Genomic DNA, 21,087 nt, shown 5'->3' with positions numbered 1-21,087 from the left:
CTCCCCTCCTCGGGTCAGCGGGCGGCCCGGCGCGCGTGGCGCTCACGCGCGGCGAACACGAGCAGCCAGACGCCGATGACGGCGGCGGCCGCGGCGGACACGGGCAGCGGGATGTGGGCCACGGCACCCAGGACGACGCCCAGTAAGGCGACCGCGGCGACGAGGGCGATCATCTTCCTCGACCTTCCTTTCGGAGAAGAACTCGGAGCCGACCCGGAGACGCCCCGGAGAGAGAACTCAGAGTACGACTGTTCACTGACTACCCAGTCTAGGCTTCCGTATACCAGAGAACAGCTGTTTACTGAATGGCATGAGTCACACCGTCGGCATCCGCCAGGCACAGAAGTTGAAGACCCGTCAGGCCCTGCTGGACGCCGCACTGCGGCTGCTGGAGCACCAGAGCCTGAGCAGCCTCGGACTGCGCGAGCTGACGCGCGCGGTCGGGGTGGCGCCGACCGCCTTCTACCGGCACTTCGCGGATGTGGCCGAGCTGGGCGTGGCCCTGGTCGAGGAGACGCTGGGCAGTCTGCACGGGCTGATCGGGGCGATCCTCGCGGAGACCGGCGATGCCGAGGTGCGGATCGCCCGGACCGTGGACCTCATCGCCCGTCATGTCCGCGAGCATCCCGCCCACTTCCGCTTCATCGCGCGCGAGCGGCACGGCGGCGTCGGGCCGGTGCGCGCGGCCATCGCCGCCCAACTCGACGCCTTCACCGAGGAGGTGGCCACCGCGCTCGGCCGGGAGCCGGTGTCGGCGGGCTGGAGCGAGGAGGACCTGCGCATGCTGGCGGGCGTGTACGTGGAGCACATGGTGATGACGGCCTCGGCCTTCCTCTCGGCCCAGGAGACCGGGGAACCGGGCGCGCCCGAGGGGCCCGCCGAGGAGCAGGTCGCCCGCACGGCCCGCGACCGCCTCCGCCTGGTGTCGCTCGGCCGTCTCCACTGGCCGGGACGCGACGCCGGACGCTGACGCACGGGGCGCCGTCGCCGCTGAACGCGGCGGACCTCCACCCGGTGCCCCACCACACGGTGCGCTCCGGCCCGCCCCCGCCGAACCCGGCGGCCTGAGCGCCCAGCGCCCTACTCGTCCCCGGCCGGGCGCCCCTCCCCCGCCATGAAGCGCCACACGAGGCCGTGACCCAGCACCACCAGCAGGATCAGCAGTACCCCCTCCGCCTGGATCGGTGCGAGACCGATCACCCGCGCGACCTCGGGCACGGCCCCCACCACCGCGATCAGCAGGTAGAGCAGCGCCGCCGCGCCCATGATCACGGCCAGGAACGGCGACGAGCCGTCCCTGCGCCCGTAAGCGAGGAGCCGCAGCGTGGACACACAGCCGATCACGGCGAGCAGGGCGAAGCTCGCCCGCCAGAGCCCCGGGGTGGAGTCACCGCCGACCTGGGCGAACAGCCCCATCAGCGCCGGCAGCAGGAACGAGAGGTAGACGCCGCCGACGACGCGGCGCAGGGCCGGCCGGCGCATCCAGTCGTCGTGGCCCTGGACCACGTTCCACCAGAGGCCGACGAGCGTGAAGCAGGTGGCTGCGAACAGGGCGTAGAACGTGCTGACATCCATCCGGCCTCCCGCGTCGGGGCGGCCCCGCCGTGGTCCGGGACCGCACCGGGGTCCGCGCCTCGGACACCCGGAACCGATCCGCGGACGCGGACCGTCCGGTGACGCACCCCGCCCCGGCGTGGGCGAGCGTCCCACGCCGGCGAAGCCGTACCGCGGCACCGACACTCCCCCGCCACCCGGGCGGGTGCGGGAGCGCGTCGCGGCGGCTCGGGGACGCCGGGCCGGGGTACGGCGCGGCGCCCCGGAAGCACGGCGGCGCCGTCGGGCCGGCATCCCGTGGACGGCAGGCGAAGGATCAGCCGTGCGAGAGCGGCGCCTTCGCCAGCTGGCGGGACTGGGCGACCAGACGGTCCGCGCTGTCCCAGACCTCGGCGTCCTCCTCCAGGAAGCCGCCCGCGAGATTGCGGGTGGTGATGGAGACGCGCAGCGGCCCCGGCGCCGGCCGGCAGCGGATGTGGGTGGTGAGCTCGACGGTCGGCGTCCAGCCCTTGAGCCCCAGTTCGAACGAGGTCGGCGGGAGCGCGTCGACGGTGAGGAGCAGCGAGAGCGGGTCGGCGTCACGGCCGTCGGCGAGACCGAACCAGCCCCGCATCTCCCCCTTGCCCGAGGGCATGCCGACCACCCAGCCGACGGTGGCGGGGTCGAGCCTGATGTTCAGCCGCTCGGTGATCGCGGAGGAGCCCGGGATGGCGGGCGCCGGTCCGTCGGACGGGCCGAGGCAGTCCCGGTAGGCCGGGATGGCCGGGGGCAGCGCGGTCGTCCGGACGTCGTCGGGCAGTGCGTCGAGGTCGCCGTAGGTGGCGAGGACGCGGATGCGCTCGACCTCGGTGCCGTCCGCCGCGTACTGGACGAGGGAGGCCTGGCCGGTGGAGAGCGTGCGTCCTGCACGGATCGTCTCGGTGCGGATCACCGCCGGCCCGGGCTCGGAGGGACTGAGGTAGTGCGCCGAGACCGTGAACGGGTCGGAATGCGGAAGCGCGTCCCCGAGGGCGCGGCCGAGCAGCGCCAGCAGATAGCCGCCGTTGACGGCGGTGATGATCGTCCAGCCCGCGGAGAGCTCCGCGTCGTAGACGCCGGGTACGCCCGGGTCCCGGAGGGTGACAGCGGTGTCGCGGTCGAACTCGCTGTTACCGATGGTTGCCTGTGCCACCTGTGCCATGGGTGAACGGTACAACAGATAACTACTAAGCGGTAGCTTTGCCGAATCCCTCGTTCCCGGGCTCGGTCGCACTGGACCTTCGGTTCCAGGCACGTGGCGCCCGCCAGTGGAACCGCATGGCGAGCAGGCGCATGAGGAAGGCCGTCAGGACGGCGAGCCCGCTGGTCAGCCCGTTGAGCATCTCGAAGCGGATGAAGAGGACGACCATCGTGGCGCCGACGATCGCGGGCACGGCGTACAGATCGCGGTCCCAGCGCAGCAGCGATGGCACCTCGTTCGCGAGGACGTCGCGCAGCACACCGCCGCCCACGGCCGTGGCGAGCCCGAGCGTCGCGGAGGCCGTCAGACCGAGTCCGTACTCGTACGCCTTGGTCGTGCCGGTGACCGCGAACAGGCCCAGGCCCGCCGCGTCGAACACGTTGACCGAGCCCTGGATCCGCTCGACCTCGGGATGGAGGAAGAAGACCAGCACCGCCGCCACGAGCGGCATCACGAAGTACCCGAGGTCGGTGAACGCCGCGGGCGGGACCGCGCCGATGACCAGGTCGCGGAACAGCCCGCCGCCGAGCGCGGTGACCTCGGCGAGCACCGCGATACCGAAGACGTCGAAGTTCTTCCGCACGGCGAGCAGGGCGCCGGAGATGGCGAAGACGAAGATCCCGGCGAGGTCGAGGGCGTGTTGGACGGAGGGCGTGAACAGTTCCTGGAGCACCGCCCAATTGTGCCGTCTCCGTCCGGGCGCCCGGACGGGCGCCGGCCGGGGCTCCCCGGGAAACGGCACCGGGGCGCGGGCCGTCGGCCCGCGCCCCGGTGCACGTACCGCTACTTGCCCGCGGGAGCCTCCGAGGCCTTCCCTTCGGAAGCCTCGTCCTCCTTGTCGAGCCTGACGGGCTCGTCCTTGTCGAGCTTGCCGTCGGACGCCTCCGCGGCGTCGCCGTCGGCCGCACCGGCGGGCGCCTCAGGATCCGCGGCGTCGTGAGCCTCGGCGTCGGTGCTCTCGCCCCGCGGCGAAGGCACGGCGATCTCCCCGGCCTCGGCCGCGTCCGCCGCCTCCGCCGCGTCGTCGTGAGCCTCGGCCACCGACCCCGAGGTGGCGACGACCTCCGGGTCGACGTCCTCGACGCCCTCACGGACCGCCGGGACGACCTCGCCCGAGGTACGGGCGATCTCGCCCGCCGCGATCTCCGCCGCGAAGTGGCACGCCACCTTGTGACCGCCACCGAGGTCCGTCAGCTCGGGGCGCTCCGTGGCGCACAGCGTGTCCTGCTTCCACGGGCAGCGCGTGTGGAAACGGCAGCCCGCAGGGGGGTTCGCGGGGGACGGCAGGTCCCCCAGCAGCAGAATGCGCTCGCGGCGGTCCTCGACCTCCGGGTCCGGCACCGGAACCGCCGACATCAGCGCCTTGGTGTACGGGTGCTTCGGCTCCTCGTACAGCGCGTCGCTCGGGGCCTCCTCCACCAGCGAACCGAGGTACATGACCCCGATGACGTCGGAGATGTGCCGGACGACGGCGAGGTCGTGGGCGATGACGAGATACGTCAGGCCCATGGACTCCTGGAGTTCCTCCAGCAGGTTGATGACCTGCGCCTGGATGGAGACGTCCAGCGCGGAGACCGGCTCGTCGCAGATGATCACGTCCGGTTCGAGCACGAGCGCGCGGGCGATGCCGATGCGCTGGCGCTGACCGCCGGAGAACTCGTGCGGGTAGCGGGAGAGGGAGTTCCCGGGAAGGCCGACCTTCGCCAGGATCTCCTTGATCTTCTCCCGTCGTTCCTTCTGGTTCGCCCCGATGCCGTGCGCGGCCATGCCCTCGGACAGGATCGACTCGATGTTCTGCCGGGGGTTGAGGCTGCCGAGCGGGTCCTGGAACACCATCTGGAGGCGCCGCCGGAAGCCGCGCATCTCCTTCTCGGGCAGCTTCGCCACGTCCGTGCCGTCGAGGACGACCTTGCCGTCCGTGACGTCGACGAGCCGCAGCACCGCGCGGCCGAGCGTGGTCTTGCCGCAGCCCGACTCGCCGACGAGCCCGTACGTCTGGCCGGCCTCGACGGACAGCGAGATGCCGTCGACGGCGTAGACGTGCCCGACCGTGCGGTCGAAGAGGATGCCCTTCTTGACGGGGAAGTGGACCTTCACTCCGTCGAGTTCGAGCAGGCTCATGCCGGGACCTCCGTCGTGGCCAGGACCGGGTTGACGCAGCGGGCCTCGTGTCCGGCCTCGCGGGGTTCGGTCAGTTCGGGCGTGCCGGTCAGGCAGCCCATCTCGTAGCGGTCGCAGCGGGGCGCGAAGGCACAGCCTTCGGCCCAGGCGATCTGGTCGTTGATGGACCCGCGGATGGGGTTGAGCGGCTCGCCGCGCGGGGCGTCGAGCCGTGGGATGGAACCGAGCAGCCCGTGGGTGTACGGGTGCGTCGGGTGCGCGAACAGCTCCCGCCGCCCGGACGACTCGACGACCTTGCCCGCGTACAGCACGTTGACCTGGTCGCAGAGACCGGCGACGACACCCAGGTCATGGGTGATCATCAACAGGGCGGTGCCCTCCTGGTCGACGAGTTCCTTGAGCAGTTCGAGGATCTGCGCCTGGATGGTGACGTCGAGCGCAGTGGTCGGCTCGTCGGCGATGAGCAGCCGGGGCGCACAGGCGACGGCCATGGCGATCAGCGCCCGCTGCCGCATACCGCCGGAGAGCTGGTGCGGGTACTCCGTCAGCCGCCGGTCCGGGTCGGGGATGCCGACGCGGTCCAGCAGGTGCGCGGCCTCCTTGCGGGCGGCCTCGCCCTTCATGCCGCGGTGGCGCTGGAGGATCTCGGTCACCTGGACGCCGATCGGGACGACCGGGTTCAGGGAGGACAGCGGGTCCTGGAAGATCATCGCGAGCTTGCTGCCGCGCAGGTCCCGCATCTTGCGAGGGCTCATCGACAGCAGATCGGAGCCGTCGAAGTCGGCCCGTCCGCCGAGAGTGACGCCCTTGCGCGGAAGGAGTCCCATCAGCGCGAGCGAGGTGACGGACTTGCCGCAGCCCGACTCGCCGACGAGTCCGACGACCTGGCCCTCGTCCACGGAGAACGAGACGCCGTTGACGGCCTTGACGTCCTTGCGGCCGCGTCCGCCGAAGGTGACGGTCAGTTCGTCCACATTGAGCAGTGGCATGACATCAACCTCGCAGCTTCGGGTCGAGGGCTTCGCGCATGGCCTCGCCGAGCAGGGTGAAGCCCAGGGCGGTGACGATGATGGCGACCGCCGGGTACATCGACATCATCGGCGCGTTGTCGAAGAAGCGCTGCGCCTGCGAGAGCATGACGCCCCACTCCGGCACGGCCGGGTCGGGGTTGCCGAGACCGAGGTAGGACAGCGCCGCCGCCTCGATGATCGCGGTGGCGAGGCTGAGGGTCGCCTGGACGATCACCGGGCTCAGCGAGTTGGGCATGATCTGGGTGAGGACGATGCGCCGCTTGCGGATGCCGAGGGACCGCGCGGCCAGCACGTAGTCCTTGCCGCCCTGGGCGAGCATCGAACCGCGCAGGAGCCGGGCGAAGATGGGGATCTGCACCACACCGACGGCGATCATCACCGTGGTCAGCGACTGGCCCATCACGGCGGCCACGGAGACCGCGAGCAGCAGCGACGGCAGCGCCAGCATGAGGTCGGTGACCCGCATGATGGCGTCGTCGAGGCGCCGTCCCGCACGCCCGCCAAGGGTGGCCGCCGCGCCCGACAGGGCCCCGACCAGGGCGCCCAGGATCAGGCCGATGAGCATCGAGACCACACCGACCAGCAGTGTCTGCCGCGCTCCCACGAGCATGCGGGAGAACATGTCGCGGCCCAGGTGGTCCAGGCCGAACCAGTTCTCGCCGCGGGCACCGATGAACTTGCCCTGGTTGGGGAAGACCTCGCCGCGCCACGTCTGGGCGGTCGGGGTGTGCGGGGCGAACCACGGCCCCACGATCGCGACCACGACGAACACCGCGATGACGACCGCGCCGATGATCGCCATCTTGCTGCTGCGCAGCCGGCGGAACGCCTCACGCCACAGGCTGGCACCGCTCGACGTCTCGGTCTTCGCGGTGAGCTCGGCGAGCCGGTCGATCTTCGATGTCTTGGTAGTTGCCAGGCTCATCAGTGCACCCGCACCCTCGGATCGATGACGCTGTACGCGAGGTCGACCAGCAGGTTGATCAAGACGTACACGGTCGCGATGAACATGATGAAACCGACGAGCACCGGGTAGTCACGGGCGTCGATAGCCGTGCGGATGAAGGAGCCGATGCCGCCGAAGGAGAAGACCGACTCGGTGAGCACGGCGCCCGACAGCAGGCTGCCGGTGAGCAGACCGATGGTGGTGACCACGGGAAGCAGCGCGTTGCGCAGGATGTGCCGGCCGCGGACGGTCTTGCGCTCCAGGCCCTTGGACTCGGCGGTGCGGATGTAGTCCTCGCCGAGGACCTCCAGCACGCTGGCCCGGGTCATGCGCACGATGACGGCGAGCGGGATGGAGGAGAGCGCGAGCGCGGGCAGCACCAGGTGCATGATCGCGTCCCAGGATGCGTCGAACTCGCCGGTCAGGACGCCGTCGAGGACGGCGAAGCCGGTCACGCTGGTGGCGTCGAGACCCGTGTCCATCCGGCCGTAGCTGGGGAAGAGGCCCAGGTTGACGGCGAAGACGCCCTTGAGGATGAGGGCGAGGAAGAAGACCGGGATGCAGATCCCGACGAGTGACCCGGAGACCGAGGCCACGTCGAGCCAGCCACCGCGCTTGCGGGCGGCGAGATAGCCGAGCGGAATGCCGACCGCCACGGCGATCAGCATGGCGGCGACGCTCAGTTCGACCGTCGCCGGGAACCGGAGGACGAACTCGTCCCACACCGGCTGCCCCGTCTGGGTCGAGGTGCCGAGGTCGAGTTCGAAGATGCGCTTGAGGAAGCGTCCGTACTGGACGTAGAGCGGCTGGTCGAGTCCGAGCGCGCGGTTGATGCGTGCCACTTCGGCTTCGGTCGCCCGCTCGCCCAGGATCGCTGAGGCGGGTCCGCCGGGCAGCCGGTTCAGCCAGATGAAGAGCAGAACCGACAGGCCGAGCAGGGTGGGTATCAGCTGTAGCAGTCGTCGTACGACGAGTCGCAACACCCCGCATGCCCCTTTCTTGCGTGTGTTGTACGAGTGGTACGGAAATGGGATGCGGGTCCGCCCGGCCACGTGTGTTCCGTGGCCGGGCGGACCCCCATGCGGTGTGCTACTTGAAGGAGACCTCGGCGAAGTTCTCCTGCGTCAGCGGGGAGACGTTCGGCGGGTTCACGTTCTTGCCGAAGGCGATGGCCGGCGGCGAGGAGGACAGCGGCACGCCCGGCAGGTACTCCATGATGGCCTCGTTGGCCTTCTTGTAGAGGTCCGTGCGCTTGGTCGCGTCGGCCTCGAGGGAACCGGCCTTCACCGCGGTGAAGACCTTCGGGTCCTTGAAGCCCCACTGCTTGTCGTACTCGGCGAACCAGGTGCCGATGAAGTTGTAGCCGTCGTTGAAGTCACCGGTCCAGCCCAGCATGTGCAGCGAGCAGGAGCCGGCCTCGGTGGCGTCCAGGTAGTCCGGGGCCCACTTCATCGGCTTCGGGGTGACCTTGATGCCGGCCTTCTCCAGGTCGGCCTTGATCAGCTCGAAGATGTCCTGCGGGGCAGGCATGTACGGGCGGGTGACCTCGGTCGGGTAGCAGAAGTCGATCGACAGGCCGCTCGCACCGGCGGAGGCCAGCAGCGACTTGGCCTTGGCCGAGTCGAAGGGGTACTTCTTCACGTTCTCCGAGAAGCCGGCGACGGTGTCGGGCATGAACTGCGTCGCGACCTTGCCGCCCTCGGGCAGCTGGGTCTTGACCAGGTTCTCACGGTCGATGGCGTGCGCGATGGCCTGACGCACGGCGGGCTTCTTCAGCGCCGGGTTCTTCTCCTGGGACATACCGAGGTAGAAGAGGTTGAAGACGTCACGGGTCGGCACGTTGAAGCCGGCTCCCTCGAGCGTCTTGATGTCGGCGGGGGCGACCAGGTCGTAACCGTCGATGTCACCGGCCTGCAGCGCCTGACGGCGGCCGTCCTCGGTGTCGATCGTGCGGAAGACCAGGTTCTTCACCTTGGCCTTCTCGCCCCAGTAGTCGTCGAAGCGCTCGAGGGAGACTTCCTTGTTGCCCTTGTTCCACTTCGTGATGCGGTACGGGCCGGTGCCGGCGACCGTGCCGGCCTCCTGGCTGTACTTGGGGTACGTGATGGCGTCGCCCTTGGCGGTCGCCTCCTGCTTCTCGTACTCCTTGAGCGCCTTCGGCGAGTGGATGGCGAGGGCCTGCAGCGAGAAGCCGCCGGGCAGGTTCGCGGAGGTCTCGTTGACCTCGATGACGGCGGTGCTGTCGTCCTTGGCGGTGCAGGACTTGTAGTTCGCCTTCGGCGTCTCCTTGTCCTCGTTCGCCTTGAAGCCGCCCATGATGGTCTGCCAGTAGTAGGAGACCGCGCTCGACTGGTAGGTGCCCTTCCAGTTGAACCAGTGGTCGTAGTTGGCGCAGACCGCCGCGGCGTTGAACGCCTCGCCGTCGTGGAACTTCACGTTCTTGCGGAGGTTGAACGTCCAGACCTTGCCGGCCGGGTCGCTCGACCACTTCTCCGCGAGACCTCCGACCAGCTTGCTGCCGCCGGACTCGTGCTCCAGCAGGGCCTCGAAGGCCTGACGGGTGACGCGGAAGGTCTCGCCGTCGCTCGCGAGGGCCGGGTCCAGGGAGCCCGGGTCACCCGGGGCACCGAAGACAAAGGTGTCCTTGTCGCCACCCTTGTCGCCGTCCTTGCCGCGCTCGCTCGCACAGCCCGTGGCGACGAGGCCGACGGCGACGGCCGCTGTGATCACTCTGACGGCTCTGGACTTGAATATTGGCATGGTCCACCCCTGGAATCCGCCTGTGGAGGAGGTCTTGACCGGCCGAACACTACAGACGAGTCCCGAACGGGAGAACAGTCCGCATAGCGGTGATGCACAGTCGAGACCCGGACACTCGCCAAAACGGTCCGATCCGGGACATCGGGCCTCGTCCGTTAACTTCCGGGACACACGGCCCCGTTGGCACGGGGGCCGCGGCGGCTCCTGCGGGCCTCAGCGGGGGAACTGGGCGGGCGGGTATCCGTAGCCGGACTGCTGGGACGGACCCGCGTGGGCCTCCCGGTCGTAGAACGGCCGGGCGTTGGCGCGCAGCCACATGGCGACCGGGTCGTACTCGTCGGACATCGCGACGGTGGACACCGGAAGACCGTCCGGTACGGCGGCGATCGACTGCTGCATCATGGCGCGCACCGACTCCACGGACTGCCGGCCCGTGTCGTAGAGGTCGAGGCCGACGGCGAGGTACGGGGCGCCGAGCGAGGGCTGCACCCAGGCCCTGCGCAGTGAACGGACGGCCGGGGTGCGGTGCGCGTTCTGCGTGAGCAGCGCGTAGAACTGGGGGATCTCGATGGCCGGTTCCGACAGCCGCAGGGGCCCGGCGGGCATCCGGTCGAGGCCGGTGGCGATACGGCGCAGATCAGGCCAGGGGATGCCGACGCCGCCGCCCGGCGCGTGGGGGTTGAGCCAGATGCCCCAGCGGTCGGGGTAGAGGGCGCGGGCGATGTCGGCGCCGGCGACCACCTCGTGGGCCCTGGTCCAGCCGGAGGTGGAGAGCTCCTGCGCGGAGGTGACGCACGGCGCGTAGCCCAGGCCTTCCACCTCCATGTTCCCGTACTGCGCGTCGGGGGATCCGGGCTGTCCGTGCCAGAGGAGCATCCATACCCGGCCGTCGGCGAGAGCCTGCAGCAGCGCCTCGTACGCGTCGTAGCGCCCGGGCGTCACCTGGCGCAGCATGTGCTCGACCTGCCCGGCCGCCGCGGTGCCTGACGCACTCACTCTGGGTCCCGCCCCTCTTCGATCCGCCGTTCCCTCGCGCCGCCCTGGGCACGCGAGTGCGGCGACCACGTCATCAAACCAGCTTAAACGGCCGTACTGACACCGACTTGACGTCTACGCGTACTGCCGGGTGTAGAAGGGCCGGACCCTGGTCAGCATCCAGTCGCCGACGGGGTCCTGGGCGATGTCCAGCAGGACCAGGTTGACCGGCCACTTCACGGCGACCCTGCCGAGGGCACGGCCGAGGGCGTCCATGGGGGCGTTGCGGTCGGGTCCCTCGAAGGCGGAGAGCTGGACGCCGACGAACAGGACCGGCGGGCCGCCCTCGATGCTGGCCAGGATCCTGCGGGCGGTCTGGACGACCCGGGTCGACTCGAACTCGCCGGCCGCGGCTGCGAGGAAGTCGACCGGCTCCTCCTGCCAGTCCGGCTCGAAGAGCCGCACCCGTCCGCCGCTCGCCTGGCCTCCGGCATGGGAGGCATCCCCGAGCGGCGTGCGGCCCGCGCGGCACAGCTCGGCGACGGCGGGCGGCGGCAGCGGTACGCCGACGGCGCCGCCGGGGTTCACCGCGATGCCGAGCTGCGGGGGCAGCCCCCGGGCGAACTCGACGGCGGGCGCGACGGTGCGCGACATGTGCTCGCCGGCTCCGACACGGAACTGCTCCTGGGAGCTGAATACGGGGACGTAGGGGGCGCCGTCGATCTCCACCGTCGGCAGGTCCAGGCCGGCGCTGTCGGGCCCGCCGCCGTTGGGCAGCGGCACCCACAGGGCGCTCCGCCCCAGCACCTCCACGATCCGCCACCCGGCCGAGGGGTTCCCGACCGATGCGGCCAGCACCTCTTCGAGCTCATTGGCGGGCCATGTCGTGTCCACTGTGATCCCTGCTTCCCCCGCCGCCCCCAGCCGGGCGGCCGTGACGTCCTGCGACAGCAGCGTAGCGGGCGCGGCAGGGGCGTGCCGCGGGCGCGGACCCCGGGGGCACCAGGCCCGGACGGGCGGACGGGAAGACGGGCGTACGGGCGGCGACCGGACGCGGGGGCGGAGGCGGGCGTACGGACGGGTCGAGGGGTGCGCGGTACGCGGCGAGGGAGGACGCGCGCGCTGGGTGTCGGCGAGCACGGCGGACAAAGAGCTCACGGAAGGCGCGGCCGCAGGCGCGAGGCGGGCGCGGGCCGGCGTGGCCGTTCCGGGCAGGGCGCCCGCCACCCGCTCCCCCGGAGCCTCGCCCCGTGCCGCGCGACCCGCGAGCGCACGCCGTCCAAAGGGGGGCACCGGCGCGCCCCGCACACCGGCCGGACGGAGCCGTCCGGTACCACCGTTTGGCCCGCACGGGCGGGCCGCCGGACGCCACGGGCGTCGGTACGGGAGAGGAGCCGGCCGAAGGCTCCCGACGCGCGGAGAGACGGCTCGCGGGTCCGTGCGTCGCCCGGGGCGTGCTCGGGGGCGTGCTCGGGGGCGTGCTCGGGGCGACCACCCGCCGAACGGCCAAGCCGACCAGCGTGCGCGCCCGCGCCGGCAATCCGGAAACGTCCCACCCGCGGCCCGGCGCCCCAGGCCCGTCACGCGCCCCAATCCGACCCGGCTCCGTCCCCGCGCACCGGCCGCGAAGCCGACCGGGCCGGCCCGGCCACCCCGTCGGTCCGGCCGGCCCGCCCACCGCGCCTCGCCCGGCGTCAGGACCTCATCAGGACGCCTCGGTGAAACCGATCCGCGTCAGCACCGAGGCCGCCGCGCGGTCGAGGAGGGTCGCGGAGGCGCAGCCGGCGGGGAGGTGGCCGCGTTCGGCGGCGCGGAGGAGGCGGGAGACCGCTCGGCGATGGCGGCTGAAGGCGTAGCCGGAGACGCCGCGGCCGCGCTCCCGCTGGCCCTCACGGGCGGTTTCCGGGGTGACGTCCAGCAGGAGCAGATGCAGGCCGCGCCCCCGTCTGCGGGCCTCGCGGGCCAGCCAGCGCCGGACCCAGGACTGGGTGCCGCAGTCGTGCACGACCACGCTCTCCCCGGAGCGCAGCGCCCGCCGCAGCCCCGCGTAGTGCGCCAGTCGGACGAGCGGGCGGTAGAGGGCGTACGGCACGGCGCGGGGCATGCGCCGGTCCCAGCGGTCCCGGGTGTCCTGGGAGTCGATCCCGCCGCCGTCGGCCGCCCGCCGGATGAGCGTGGACTTGCCGCTGCCGGGCAGCCCGGAGATCACGACCACGTCCCCGCGGCGGAAGACCAGGGCACGCGGCCCGCGCCCCTCGCGTTCCCGCAGGTCACGCACGACGGGCTGGGCCGAGGCGAGGCCGACCGGCAGGCCGCCACGGGCGGCCCCGGCGGCTCGCGCGGGGACTCGGGGCCGGGCGGGCACCCCTGCGGTCGCCGGATACGCACCGGACTGCTGCAACGTCATCAACTCACTCTCCCCCTGTCGGGTCTACGAGACCCTGCCCAAGAAGCTTAAAGAAAAGGTAATGACCAACAAGTGATTTGCCGACGACAGCGCCCGTGCAATGATGTCCGCGCAAACTGCATACCGGCCGCTTGAATCCGCGCGGGAGAGTCCTGGCCACTGTGTGGGCCGGGCGCCGAAGGAGCAAGTCCCTCCCTTGAATCTCTCAGGCCCCGTACCGCGCGCGACGAGGCAGATCTGAAAAGCGATCCGCAGCTCCTGCGGTTCCACCCAAGGTGCAAGTCACGCCCTTCGCGTACATCCGCTACGTGTGGTCGTGATGAACCTCTCAGGTTTCGATGACAGATGGGGAGGATCGTCCTCGCCAGTCATGCCCTGGGAGCCCCATCCATGAGCAACGCCCCCCGTCTCACCGCCCTCGATGCCCTGCATCGGTCGCTGGGCGCGACCATGACCGACTTCGCCGGCTGGGACATGCCGCTGCGGTACGCGAGTGAGCGCGACGAGCACAACGCCGTCCGGACGAAGGCCGGTCTCTTCGACCTCTCCCACATGGGCGAGATCACCGTCACCGGGCCGCAGGCCGCCGCCCTGCTGGACTACGCGCTGGTCGGCAACATCGGCGGCGTCGCCACCGGCCGCGCCCGTTACACGATGATCTGCCAGGAGGACGGCGGCATCCTCGACGACCTGATCGTGTACCGCCTCGGCGACACGGAGTACATGGTCGTCGCCAACGCCTCCAACGCGCAGATCGTCCTCGACGCCCTCACGGAGCGCGCCGAGGGCTTCGACGCCGCTGTACGCGACGACCGTGACGCATATGCGCTCATCGCCGTACAGGGCCCCGAGTCGTCCGGCATCCTCAAGTCGCTCACCGACGCCGACCTGGACGGACTGAAGTACTACGCCGGCCTCCCCGGCACGGTCGCCGGCGTCCCGGCGCTGATCGCCCGTACCGGCTACACCGGCGAGGACGGCTTCGAGCTGTTCGTCGAACCGCGGCACGCGGAGACGCTGTGGCAGGCGCTGACCGAGGCCGGCGCGCCGGCCGGTCTCGTGCCCTGCGGCCTGTCCTGCCGCGACACGCTGCGCCTGGAGGCGGGCATGCCGCTGTACGGGCACGAGCTGACCACGTCGCTCACCCCCTTCGACGCCGGTCTCGGCCGGGTCGTGAAGTTCGAGAAGGAGGGCGACTTCGTCGGCCGCAAGGCCCTGGAGGCCGCCGCCGAGCGAGCCGCCACGAACCCGCCGCGCAAGCTGGTCGGCCTGGTCGCCCAGGGCCGCCGGGTGCCGCGGGCCGGCATGGCCGTCGTCGCCGGCGGCGAGGTCGTCGGCGAGGTCACCTCCGGCGCCCCGTCGCCGACCCTCGGCAAGCCGCTCGCCATCGCCTACGTGGACGCGGCGCACGCCGCGCCCGGCACCGAGGGCGTCGGCGTCGACATCCGCGGTACTCATGAGCCGTACGAGGTCGTGGCGCTCCCCTTCTACAAGCGCCAGAAGTAGTCACTCCGGCATCCCCCATCAGCAGCACTTCCTCGCGTACAGGAGAATTCAGGTCATGAGCAACCCCCAGCAGCTGCGCTACAGCAAGGAGCACGAGTGGCTGTCGGCCGCCGAGGACGGCGTCTCGACGGTCGGCATCACGGAGCACGCGGCGAACGCCCTCGGCGACGTCGTGTACGTCCAGCTCCCGGAGGTCGGTGACACGGTGACCGCGGGCGAGACCTGCGGCGAGCTGGAGTCGACCAAGTCGGTCAGCGACCTGTACTCCCCGGTGACGGGTGAGGTCGTCGAGGCCAACCAGGACGTCGTGGACGACCCGTCGCTGGTGAACTCCGCCCCGTTCGAGGGCGGCTGGCTGTTCAAGGTGCGGGTCGCGGAGGAGCCGAAGGACCTGCTCTCCGCCGCCGAGTACACCGATTTCGCCAGCTGACCAGGACTCGACCCTAGGGATCGCGTGATGTCGCTTCTCAACACCCCTCTCCACGAGCTCGACCCGGACGTCGCCGCCGCCGTCGACGCCGAGCTCCACCGTCAGCAGTCCACCCTGGAAATGATCGCGTCCGAGAACTTCGCGCCGGTCGCCGTCATGGAGGCGCAGGGCTCCGTCCTCACCAACAAGTACGCCGAGGGCTACCCCGGCCGCCGCTACTACGGCGGCTGTGAGCACGTCGATGTCGTCGAGCAGATCGCCATCGACCGCGTCAAGGAGCTGTTCGGCGCCGAGCACGCGAACGTACAGCCGCACTCGGGCGCCCAGGCCAACGCGGCGGCGATGTTCGCCCTGCTGAAGCCGGGCGACACGATCATGGGTCTGAACCTCGCCCACGGCGGGCACCTGACCCACGGCATGAAGATCAACTTCTCCGGCAAGCTCTACAACGTGGTCGCGTACCACGTGGACGACGCCACCGGTCAGGTCGACATGGCCGAGGTCGAGCGGCTCGCCAAGGAGTCCAAGCCGAAGCTGATCGTGGCCGGCTGGTCGGCGTACCCGCGTCAGCTGGACTTCGCCGCGTTCCGCCGGATCGCGGACGAGGTCGGCGCGTACCTGATGGTCGACATGGCCCACTTCGCAGGTCTGGTCGCCGCCGGGCTGCACCCGAACCCGGTGCCGCACGCCCATGTCGTGACCACGACCACCCACAAGACGCTCGGCGGCCCGCGCGGCGGCGTGATCCTCTCCACGGCCGAGCTGGCCAAGAAGATCAACTCCGCGGTGTTCCCCGGTCAGCAGGGCGGCCCGCTGGAGCACGTGATCGCCGCCAAGGCGGTCTCCTTCAAGGTCGCGGCCTCGGAGGAGTTCAAGGAGCGCCAGGAGCGCACCCTGGAGGGCGCGAAGATCATCGCCGAGCGCCTGGTGCAGGACGACGTCAAGCAGGCGGGCGTCTCCGTGCTGTCCGGCGGTACGGACGTGCACCTGGTGCTGGTGGACCTTCGGCACTCTGAGCTGGACGGCCAGCAGGCCGAGGACCGGCTCCACGAGGTCGGCATCACCGTCAACCGCAACGCGATCCCGAACGACCCCCGCCCGCCGATGGTCACCTCGGGTCTGCGGATCGGCACGCCGGCGCTCGCCACCCGCGGCTTCCGGGCCGAGGACTTCCGCGAGGTCGCCGACATCATCGCCGAGGTGCTCAAGCCCTCGTACGACGCCGAAGCCCTCGGGGGCCGCGTCTCGGCACTCGCCGCGAAGCACCCCCTTTACCCTGGTCTGTAAGCAGACCTGAGCACGACCGACGGGGCACCGCGCACACCGGACGGTGAGTGCGGTGCCCCGCACCGTGCACCCGGCGCACACCCGCGCCTTCCTGCCCCGGCCCGACGGCCGGGGGTCCGGCCCGCGGCACAGCCGCACAGGGACACCGCGTCCCCCGGGAAAGCACAGCCATCCCACAAGGAGTACCCCCGTGGCCATCTCGGTCTTCGACCTGTTCTCGATCGGCATCGGGCCGTCCAGCTCCCACACGGTCGGCCCCATGAGGGCGGCCGCCATGTTCGCCCGCCGGCTGAAGAACGAGGGCATGCTGGTCCACACCGACGCGATACGCGCGGAGCTGTACGGCTCGCTCGGCGCGACCGGCCACGGTCACGGCACCCCCAAGGCCGTCCTGCTGGGGCTGGAGGGCAGCTCGCCCCGGACGGTCGACGTCGAGACCGCCGACGACGAGGTCGAGCGGATCAAGAGCGACAAGCGGATCAGGCTCCTCGGGGTGCACGAGATCGGCTTCGACTTCGACGAGGACCTCGTCCTGCACCGCCGCAAGGCGCTCCCCTACCACGCGAACGGCATGACCCTGTGGGCGTACGACGCCGAGGGCGGGACGCTGCTGGAGAAGACGTACTACTCGGTGGGCGGCGGCTTCGTCGTCGACGAGGACGCGGTGGCCGGCGAGAACCCGATCGTGCCGGACGACACCGTGCTGAAGTACCCCTTCCGCACCGGTGACGAGCTGCTGCGGCTCTCCCGCGAGACGGGACTGTCGATCTCCTCGCTGATGCTGGAGAACGAGAAGGCCTGGCGCACCGAGGACGAGATCCGCGAGGGGCTGCTGGACATCTGGCGGGTCATGCAGGCCTGCGTCTCGCGCGGCATGTCCCGCGAGGGCATCCTCCCGGGCGGGCTGAAGGTCCGCCGCCGCGCCGCCACCACCGCGCGCAAGCTGCGCTCCGAGGGCGACCCGCAGGCGCTGGCGATGGAGTGGATCACGCTCTACGCGATGGCCGTGAACGAGGAGAACGCGGCGGGCGGCCGTGTCGTGACGGCCCCGACGAACGGCGCGGCGGGGATCATCCCGGCGGTCCTGCACTACTACATGAACTTCGTGCCGGGAGCCGACGAGGAGGGTGTGGTCCGCTTCCTGCTCGCGGCCGGTGCGATCGGCATGCTCTTCAAGGAGAACGCCTCGATCTCCGGCGCCGAGGTCGGCTGCCAGGGCGAGGTCGGCTCGGCCTGCTCGATGGCGGCGGGCGCGCTCGCCGAGGTGATGGGCGGCTCCCCGGAACAGGTGGAGAACGCCGCGGAGATCGGTATGGAGCACAACCTGGGCCTCACCTGCGACCCGGTCGGCGGTCTCGTCCAGATCCCGTGCATCGAGCGCAACGGCATGGCCGCGGTGAAGGCCGTCACCGCCGCCCGGATGGCCCTGCGCGGCGACGGCAGCCACAAGGTCTCCCTCGACAAGGTCATCAAGACCATGAAGGACACCGGTGCGGACATGTCGGTCAAGTACAAGGAGACGGCGCGCGGCGGTCTCGCGGTGAACATCATCGAGTGCTGAGCACGCCGCGACCGCGCGCCGCCGGCACCTGTCGGCTCCGGGCCCGGGGGGAGCCGCCGTCGGCTCCGTCGCGCCGGTCGAAGCCCGCGCCCCGGGACCTCCCCGGACACGGGGACGGCCCCCGGCTCGTGCCGGGGGCCGTCGCCGTCCCGGTGCGCCGTCGGCGCTCCGCGGACCGCCGCTGTCAGGCCTGGTTCAGCGCGGCCCAGAACTCGTCGAAGGTCAGCAGACCGTCGCCATTGCCGTCCTTGGTCTTGATGACGGCCTCGGCGACCGTCTCGGTCACGTGGAAGTCGCCCAGCTGCGCCATGGCGCTCTTGTACTCGGCGGCCGAGATCAGCCCGTCGCCGTTCAGGTCGAATCGATCGAAGGCCTTGCGTGCCGACTCGATGTCCGCCACAGGTCCACCCCTTCTTGGTGCATTACTGACGCAGGCCAGATTATCGGCGGGGGTGGCGATCCGGGTGCCGGGGGCCGTCGGGGACGATGGGGGGATGAGCGACGCGGTGGCACGGATCCTGGAGGCGGCGGCGCGGGGCGAGTTCCCGCCGCCGGACGGCGGCACCACGGTGGTTCCCCAGCCCAGCGCCCGGGACGCGGGGGTACTGGCCTTCACCGCGCACTCGGTGGTGTTCACGGACGAGGACCCGGCGTGGGTGCGCGAGGCGCTGACCGCGGCCGCGAGCGACCCGCTCGCCGCGAGCATGAACCCCGGCTTCCTCCACACGCTGATGACGAGGACCGGCCGCTCGATGAACACCGTCGACCTGCTCACGGTCGCCGCCGCCCGGCCCGGCGAACCCGAACTGGAGCTGCGGGAGATCGCCGATCCGGACCATCCCCGGGTGGCACGGGCGCTGAAGTTCCGTGACGACGTGCGGGTGTGGGCCGCGGAGGGCGGTGTGCTGGTCCTGGGCCGGGGCGTGGCCGGGCGTTGGGAGGCCGCGATCGAGGTCGACCTGGAGGCGCGCGGTGCCGGACTGGGGGTGCGGCTCGCCGTCGCGGCACGCCATCTGGTGCCCGGCACGCACGTCTGGGCCCAGCAGTCGCCCGGGAACGCCCGCAGCGTACGGACGTTCCAGCAGGCGGGCTACCGGCCGGTGGGCTCGGAGGCCCTGCTCGTGGCCGGGTGACCGCGGCGCACCGGGTCAGCGGAAGACGCCCGTGTGCCCCAGGGAGTAGCGACCGGGCTGGGGGTAGACGGCGAGGCCGTGCGGGCCGCTGCCGACGGGGATGCGGGCCAGCTGTTCACCGGTCACGGTGTCGATCGCGTACACCTCGGAGTGGTAGCGCCCCGACAGCCACAGCACCCTGCCGTCCGCGGAGACACCGCCCATGTCCGGGGAACCGCCGTTCGGCAGCCGCCACTTCTTCGTCAGCCGGTCCTGTGCGAAGTCGAAGACGGAGACCGAACCCTCGCCGCGGTTGGTCACGTACATCTCCCGGGAGTCGCGGCTGACGTACAGGCCGTGGCAGCCCTTGCCGGTGGGCAGCAGGTTCGGCGTGGTGAACCGGTCGCCGTCGAGCACCCACATGCCGTCGGCGACCATGTCGGCGATGTAGAAGGTCCTGCCGTCCGGCGAGAGCTTCACGTCCTGGGGCATGGCTCCGCCCAGCGGCAGTTTCTGCCGTCCGATCACCTCCATGCTCTCGGTGTCGACCTTGAGCAGTTCGCCGGAGAACTCGCAGGAGACGATGAAGTACCGGCCGTCCGCGGAGAAGTCCGCGTGGTTGACGCCGTAGCAGGTGACCGGCGTGGTCTTGAGCGTGCGCATGGTGTGCGGGTCGCGGAAGACCAGTTCCCGGTCCATGGAGGCCATGACGACGGCGTAGCGGCCGTTGGGCGTGAAGTAGAGGTTGTACGGGTCGTGGACGTCCACCGGCCGGCCGGCGACCCCGGTGGCCGGGTCGATGGGGGTGAGGGTGTGCCCCCGGTTGTTGTTCACCCACAGGGTCTTGAGGTCCCAGGAGGGGACCACGTGCTGCGGCTGGACGCCCACCGGGATCGTCTCGACGACCTTGTAGGTGGCCGGGTCGATGACGGACACGGTGTTGGAGTTGGTGTTGGGCACGTAGACCCGGGACGGGAAGTCCCGTACGACGGGCGAGAGCCGACCGGGGCGGTCGGCTGCGTAGACGTCCCTGGGGTCGAGGAGCGGCGGCATCCCGGGCAGCCCCACCGGTGCGACGGCTTCCCGCGTCCGGACCGGCGGCGAGGTCCGTGCCCCCTCCTTCTCGGCGGGCGCCCCACAGGCGGCGCCGAGGGCCGCGAACAGGGCGGCCGCGAGGAGCGGCATGGATCGCTTGGTGAGACGCGGCATCAGTCGGCAGCTCCGTGGTCGGCACCGCGGCAGTCCGTGCCCGCGGTGGGTGCGATGCCGACGAAAAATAACGACGGGCCTGCTTCACGCCCACTGTCCGACACACACCAGGCCATTCCCAGTCCGAAGATTCACTCGGTCGGGTCTATATTTATTCATTGTTTACCAGGCTTGCAATTCGATTCACCTTTGATTCAATATCGAATTGCTGAAGTATGAACGAGTTCGCCCGAATTGCCTCTTTGGCGGATGGCCGGATCTCTGCCATAGTCGGTCGTACGACCCCCTTGACCCGGGCCAGGTCGTCCAGAAGAGCGGCAGCGTGGATACACCCCACCCCGTCCACGCCCGCACCCACACGAAGCCCCCTCGGCGCCGCGAAGGCGAAGGGGGCTTTCGTGCACCCCGACCCTGTGAGGCCGCACGCGCACCCCGGCGCGGCCGGCAGGAAGCGAGGCGTCAGCGGTCGGCGATCCGCATCTCGAACCAGGTGGTCTTGCCGCGCGGCAGCAGATCCACTCCCCACCGGTCGGAGAGCTTGTCGACCAGGAAGAGCCCGCGGCCGCTGGTGTCGAGTTCGTGGACCGGCAGCAGACAGGGCAGCCCGCGCGAGGGGTCGCGCACCTCGATGCGGATCCAGCCGCGCCGGCGCAGCATCCGGAGCCCGAACACGCGCGCTCCGGTGTGCCGCACCGCGTTGCCCACGAGCTCGGACACCAGCAGGATCGCGTGCTCGGCGGTCTGCGGCGAGAGTGCCCACTGACGCAGCACCACACACTGCGTCAGTCTGCGCGCGGTGGCCGCGGACTCGGGGCGCGAGGGCAGTTCGACCTCGCCCTCCGTCGGATTGCCGAACAGCTCGACCGCCTCGAGCGCACGCTCGTCGTCGACGGCCGGCGTCCACCGCGCGGCGGTCGCGCCGCCGCGCGCCCGCGGTTGCTCCACACCTTCCAGCCCCGCCATGCCCCC

The 21,087-nt window shown here is 71.0% G+C and carries 21 protein-coding genes and 1 riboswitch; of the genes, 6 read left to right on the top strand and 15 right to left on the bottom strand.

Translation table 11 applies throughout. The features are described from left to right. Positions 1-14: 14 nt before the first annotated feature. Positions 15-173, bottom strand: coding sequence for a hypothetical protein (locus tag BLT82_RS37090; protein ID WP_093653463.1), 159 nt, complete (start codon positions 171-173; stop codon positions 15-17). A 137-nt stretch (positions 174-310) separates the two neighbouring features. Here BLT82_RS37090 and BLT82_RS09570 point away from each other — a divergent pair, with 137 nt between their 5' ends. Then, positions 311-970: a TetR family transcriptional regulator gene (locus BLT82_RS09570; RefSeq protein ID WP_093653462.1), complete on the top strand. Its 660-nt coding sequence runs from the start codon at positions 311-313 to the stop codon at positions 968-970. 110 nt (positions 971-1,080) lie between these two features. Here the strand turns inward: BLT82_RS09570 and BLT82_RS09565 are convergent, their stop codons facing one another. The 11 genes from BLT82_RS09565 to BLT82_RS09515 form a co-directional block, all read right to left on the bottom strand. Then, a complete protein-coding gene (locus BLT82_RS09565; protein ID WP_093653461.1) occupies positions 1,081-1,575 on the bottom strand; it encodes a hypothetical protein in 495 nt (164 codons plus the stop codon). Positions 1,576-1,870: 295 nt separating this feature from the next. Beyond that, positions 1,871-2,734, bottom strand: coding sequence for a thioesterase family protein (locus tag BLT82_RS09560; protein WP_208867799.1), 864 nt, complete (start codon positions 2,732-2,734; stop codon positions 1,871-1,873). 25 nt (positions 2,735-2,759) lie between these two features. After that, positions 2,760-3,446: a trimeric intracellular cation channel family protein gene (locus BLT82_RS09555; RefSeq protein WP_093653459.1), complete on the bottom strand. Its 687-nt coding sequence runs from the start codon at positions 3,444-3,446 to the stop codon at positions 2,760-2,762. Positions 3,447-3,556: 110 nt separating this feature from the next. Continuing rightward, entirely contained in the window at positions 3,557-4,894 is a 1,338-nt protein-coding gene (locus tag BLT82_RS09550) for an ABC transporter ATP-binding protein (RefSeq protein WP_093653458.1), read from the bottom strand. Then, complete coding sequence (locus tag BLT82_RS09545) at positions 4,891-5,883, bottom strand: ABC transporter ATP-binding protein (protein ID WP_093653457.1); 993 nt, start codon at positions 5,881-5,883, stop codon at positions 4,891-4,893. Before BLT82_RS09545 ends, BLT82_RS09550 begins: the two co-directional genes overlap by 4 nt. 4 nt (positions 5,884-5,887) lie before the next feature. Continuing rightward, positions 5,888-6,850 (bottom strand): ABC transporter permease, encoded by a 963-nt coding sequence (locus BLT82_RS09540; RefSeq protein ID WP_093653456.1) that lies wholly within the window; start codon positions 6,848-6,850, stop codon positions 5,888-5,890. Beyond that, positions 6,850-7,854: an ABC transporter permease gene (locus BLT82_RS09535; RefSeq protein WP_093653455.1), complete on the bottom strand. Its 1,005-nt coding sequence runs from the start codon at positions 7,852-7,854 to the stop codon at positions 6,850-6,852. Before BLT82_RS09535 ends, BLT82_RS09540 begins: the two co-directional genes overlap by 1 nt. 106 nt (positions 7,855-7,960) lie before the next feature. Then, on the bottom strand, positions 7,961-9,631 hold the full coding sequence (locus tag BLT82_RS09530) for an ABC transporter substrate-binding protein (RefSeq protein WP_093653454.1): 1,671 nt from the start codon (positions 9,629-9,631) through the stop codon (positions 7,961-7,963). 213 nt (positions 9,632-9,844) lie between these two features. After that, positions 9,845-10,627 carry an enhanced serine sensitivity protein SseB C-terminal domain-containing protein gene (locus tag BLT82_RS09525; protein WP_093653453.1) on the bottom strand — a complete coding sequence of 261 codons (783 nt, stop codon included), beginning with the start codon at positions 10,625-10,627 and terminating at the stop codon, positions 9,845-9,847. 114 nt (positions 10,628-10,741) lie between these two features. Continuing rightward, positions 10,742-11,500, bottom strand: a complete 759-nt coding sequence (locus BLT82_RS09520; RefSeq protein WP_093653452.1) for an enhanced serine sensitivity protein SseB — start codon at positions 11,498-11,500, stop codon at positions 10,742-10,744. Between the two features lie 811 nt (positions 11,501-12,311). Then, complete coding sequence (locus BLT82_RS09515; RefSeq protein ID WP_093653451.1) at positions 12,312-13,013, bottom strand: AAA family ATPase; 702 nt, start codon at positions 13,011-13,013, stop codon at positions 12,312-12,314. A 132-nt stretch (positions 13,014-13,145) separates the two neighbouring features. Further along, positions 13,146-13,243: riboswitch (glycine riboswitch) on the top strand. Positions 13,244-13,403: 160 nt separating this feature from the next. On the opposite strand from BLT82_RS09515, the gene gcvT reads away from it, so the two are divergent. From gcvT to BLT82_RS09495, 4 genes are all read left to right on the top strand, one after another. Then, the gene (gene gcvT, locus BLT82_RS09510; protein ID WP_093653450.1) at positions 13,404-14,519 is read left to right on the top strand and encodes a glycine cleavage system aminomethyltransferase GcvT; all 1,116 of its coding nucleotides are present in this window, start codon (positions 13,404-13,406) and stop codon (positions 14,517-14,519) included. A gap of 55 nt (positions 14,520-14,574) precedes the next feature. Beyond that, positions 14,575-14,949, top strand: a complete 375-nt coding sequence (gene gcvH, locus BLT82_RS09505) for a glycine cleavage system protein GcvH (RefSeq protein WP_093653449.1) — start codon at positions 14,575-14,577, stop codon at positions 14,947-14,949. Positions 14,950-14,976: 27 nt separating this feature from the next. Next, complete coding sequence (gene glyA, locus BLT82_RS09500; protein WP_093653448.1) at positions 14,977-16,236, top strand: serine hydroxymethyltransferase; 1,260 nt, start codon at positions 14,977-14,979, stop codon at positions 16,234-16,236. Positions 16,237-16,426: 190 nt separating this feature from the next. Continuing rightward, positions 16,427-17,797 carry an L-serine ammonia-lyase gene (locus tag BLT82_RS09495; RefSeq protein ID WP_093653447.1) on the top strand — a complete coding sequence of 457 codons (1,371 nt, stop codon included), beginning with the start codon at positions 16,427-16,429 and terminating at the stop codon, positions 17,795-17,797. 184 nt (positions 17,798-17,981) lie between these two features. Here BLT82_RS09495 and BLT82_RS09490 read toward each other — a convergent pair whose 3' ends face one another. After that, on the bottom strand, positions 17,982-18,197 hold the full coding sequence (locus BLT82_RS09490; protein ID WP_093653446.1) for an EF-hand domain-containing protein: 216 nt from the start codon (positions 18,195-18,197) through the stop codon (positions 17,982-17,984). A 94-nt stretch (positions 18,198-18,291) separates the two neighbouring features. On the opposite strand from BLT82_RS09490, the gene BLT82_RS09485 reads away from it, so the two are divergent. Next, positions 18,292-18,930 carry a GNAT family N-acetyltransferase gene (locus tag BLT82_RS09485; RefSeq protein WP_093653445.1) on the top strand — a complete coding sequence of 213 codons (639 nt, stop codon included), beginning with the start codon at positions 18,292-18,294 and terminating at the stop codon, positions 18,928-18,930. 15 nt (positions 18,931-18,945) lie between these two features. Here the strand turns inward: BLT82_RS09485 and BLT82_RS09480 are convergent, their stop codons facing one another. Further along, the gene (locus tag BLT82_RS09480; RefSeq protein ID WP_093653444.1) at positions 18,946-20,118 is read right to left on the bottom strand and encodes a YncE family protein; all 1,173 of its coding nucleotides are present in this window, start codon (positions 20,116-20,118) and stop codon (positions 18,946-18,948) included. A gap of 459 nt (positions 20,119-20,577) precedes the next feature. Further along, positions 20,578-21,081 (bottom strand): ATP-binding protein, encoded by a 504-nt coding sequence (locus tag BLT82_RS09475; RefSeq protein WP_093653443.1) that lies wholly within the window; start codon positions 21,079-21,081, stop codon positions 20,578-20,580. Between the last annotated feature and the right edge of the window lie 6 nt (positions 21,082-21,087).

Origin of the sequence: Streptomyces wuyuanensis (assembly GCF_900103455.1) — a bacterium.
Classification (GTDB): domain Bacteria; phylum Actinomycetota; class Actinomycetes; order Streptomycetales; family Streptomycetaceae; genus Streptomyces; species Streptomyces wuyuanensis.
Note: the sequence above shows the minus strand (reverse complement) of the source record. Positions and strands in the feature narration are given on the sequence as shown.

What these genes read in the sequence shown, in the direction of transcription:
- BLT82_RS09550 (WP_093653458.1), bottom strand. Translation starts at nt 4,894, where the DNA reads ATGAGCCTGCTCGAACTCGACGGAGTGAAGGTCCACTTCCCCGTCAAG.
- BLT82_RS09560 (WP_208867799.1), bottom strand. Translation starts at nt 2,734, where the DNA reads ATGGCACAGGTGGCACAGGCAACCATCGGTAACAGCGAGTTCGACCGC.
- BLT82_RS09485 (WP_093653445.1), top strand. Translation starts at nt 18,292, where the DNA reads ATGAGCGACGCGGTGGCACGGATCCTGGAGGCGGCGGCGCGGGGCGAG.
- BLT82_RS09570 (WP_093653462.1), top strand. Translation starts at nt 311, where the DNA reads ATGAGTCACACCGTCGGCATCCGCCAGGCACAGAAGTTGAAGACCCGT.
- BLT82_RS09475 (WP_093653443.1), bottom strand. Translation starts at nt 21,081, where the DNA reads ATGGCGGGGCTGGAAGGTGTGGAGCAACCGCGGGCGCGCGGCGGCGCG.
- BLT82_RS09565 (WP_093653461.1), bottom strand. Translation starts at nt 1,575, where the DNA reads ATGGATGTCAGCACGTTCTACGCCCTGTTCGCAGCCACCTGCTTCACG.
- BLT82_RS37090 (WP_093653463.1), bottom strand. Translation starts at nt 173, where the DNA reads ATGATCGCCCTCGTCGCCGCGGTCGCCTTACTGGGCGTCGTCCTGGGT.
- BLT82_RS09540 (WP_093653456.1), bottom strand. Translation starts at nt 6,850, where the DNA reads ATGAGCCTGGCAACTACCAAGACATCGAAGATCGACCGGCTCGCCGAG.
- BLT82_RS09515 (WP_093653451.1), bottom strand. Translation starts at nt 13,013, where the DNA reads ATGACGTTGCAGCAGTCCGGTGCGTATCCGGCGACCGCAGGGGTGCCC.
- gcvH (WP_093653449.1), top strand. Translation starts at nt 14,575, where the DNA reads ATGAGCAACCCCCAGCAGCTGCGCTACAGCAAGGAGCACGAGTGGCTG.
- BLT82_RS09545 (WP_093653457.1), bottom strand. Translation starts at nt 5,883, where the DNA reads ATGCCACTGCTCAATGTGGACGAACTGACCGTCACCTTCGGCGGACGC.
- glyA (WP_093653448.1), top strand. Translation starts at nt 14,977, where the DNA reads ATGTCGCTTCTCAACACCCCTCTCCACGAGCTCGACCCGGACGTCGCC.
- gcvT (WP_093653450.1), top strand. Translation starts at nt 13,404, where the DNA reads ATGAGCAACGCCCCCCGTCTCACCGCCCTCGATGCCCTGCATCGGTCG.
- BLT82_RS09480 (WP_093653444.1), bottom strand. Translation starts at nt 20,118, where the DNA reads ATGCCGCGTCTCACCAAGCGATCCATGCCGCTCCTCGCGGCCGCCCTG.
- BLT82_RS09530 (WP_093653454.1), bottom strand. Translation starts at nt 9,631, where the DNA reads ATGCCAATATTCAAGTCCAGAGCCGTCAGAGTGATCACAGCGGCCGTC.